This window comes from Rathayibacter sp. AY1A2, from assembly GCF_002930935.1.
Taxonomy (GTDB): Bacteria; Actinomycetota; Actinomycetes; order Actinomycetales; family Microbacteriaceae; genus Rathayibacter.
The window spans coordinates 1-1,601 of the sequence record NZ_PSTP01000043.1; the positions used below are offsets into that span (position 1 = coordinate 1).

Sequence of the window (1,601 nt, forward strand, 5' to 3'; positions counted from 1 at the left end):
GTCGATGGCCGAGGCCGCCGGCACGTCCCCCTCGGTCCGGAAGACGGCCAGACCGGCGTAGTACACGAAAGCGCAGAGGACGGCTGCAGCCGCGATCGTCGCTCCCGCGACGACGAGCGGGTGTCCGCGCTTTCGGGGCTCATCCATAAGTCCGGACCCTAGCAAGGCGCTGTAGCCCCTAGCTGGCCTCAGCGGAGGGAACCGCGACCACTCCATCCAGTCGCCCCAACCGCACGACCAAGGGAAGAGCGAGGACGTCGCTTACCCTGAGCCAGTGGGGACATTCTCGAAGGCGCGAAAAACGGTCGCGATCGCAGCATGCCTGATCGTCGTCACGGGATGCACGCCACAGCCTGAACCGCCGGCTCCGCCTCCGGTGTCCACAGACAGCAGCTCCGACGCCGCACTGACCGGTGACCTTGGCGTGGCAACGTTCACGGGGAGCGATGGGACGGCCGGCAGCATCCGTTTGAGTGCGGCTGATGGCCGGCTGGCTCTGGCATCAGACGAGCTCGACATTCCCGCCGCGACCGCATCTTCCTCAGGTTCCGTTGCGGTCATGGCAGCGCTGGACCCGATCGATGAGGGCGCCACCTGTTTCGACATTGCTTTCCCAATGAGTCTCGCGGATGCGGAGCCAGGGAAGCCCTACAAGGCCTGGCGGAACCTCGCAGAGTTCCACGGCGACCCGACAGCGATCGATCAGCTCGTCATCACCACCAAGCCCCAGAACGACCCCGACTGCTCGATGAGGATCATTGCTGTCGCTGACGTCCAATGGAGCGTGAAGCCTCAACGCAGTGATCTCGTCGCCCAGGACGCCGGGCCGCGTGCAGCAGCGCGTGGCGAAACGACATCGACGGACGGAATGCCGACGTCGTACACGGTCGCTCGCAACGACCTCGCAGAGGACGTCGCGGCACGATTCGACATGACGGCCGATGACCTGTTCTACCTCAACCCGTTCCGCTTCCCTTCCGACGAAATTCTGCGCGTCGGCGAAGAATTGAACCTCACCGTCGCGGCGCGATGACCTCCACGCGGGCCACTCGATACCGGGCCTGACGTTCCGGCTCTTGATCAATCTGGTGGAGCGCGGTGCATGATGTCCCGATGAACGTTGGAGAGCCCCCGCGACCGAGTGCAGCGACGCCCATCGTTCTCGCCTTGGTTTTCGGTGGGCTTGCAGCCGCCGTGGGAGCCGTAGCCTCCATCTACATGTGGGACCCGAGCGAGACGTGCAGGACCCGCGGCGGAGGCAGCCTGACGGGAGAGGGGTTCCTCTGGAACCCGCTGTGCTCGGATGGGTCAACCGTTCAGCCGATATGGATGACGTTGACGACTGCTGCGGCGTTGATCGTGGCTGTGACATGCGTCGTCATCGCGGCCATCCGCCAAGCTGAACGTGACGGACGCGAAACTGCGTCGCCCGACGTTCTGCACGACTACTCGCGCCAGTCCCTGCCGGAAGACAACGGGCTCCGCAAGCTGGGCGACGAATGGTGACAGACGGTGACTCTCAGGGGTTCTATCGTCTCGCCGTAGCAATGCGGCGTGCATCGGTCTACTGATCGGCGTTCGGGTGACCGCTCAACGATCCC

Annotated in this window: 2 protein-coding genes; both read left to right on the forward strand. The window is 64.6% G+C overall.

Annotated features, from left to right (window positions below; all coding sequences use genetic code 11):
* The first annotated feature begins 274 nt into the window (after window positions 1–274).
* Window positions 275–1,033, forward strand: coding sequence for a LysM domain-containing protein (locus C5B93_RS16790; RefSeq protein WP_146078542.1), 759 nt, complete (start codon window positions 275–277; stop codon window positions 1,031–1,033).
* 296 nt (window positions 1,034–1,329) lie between these two features.
* Window positions 1,330–1,506: a hypothetical protein gene (locus C5B93_RS17430; protein ID WP_181068434.1), complete on the forward strand. Its 177-nt coding sequence runs from the start codon at window positions 1,330–1,332 to the stop codon at window positions 1,504–1,506.
* The last annotated feature ends 95 nt before the right edge of the window (window positions 1,507–1,601 follow it).

Coding starts and splice junctions, on each gene's coding strand:
- C5B93_RS17430 (WP_181068434.1), top strand. CDS start 1,330: ATGACGTTGACGACTGCTGCGGCGTTGATCGTGGCTGTGACATGCGTC.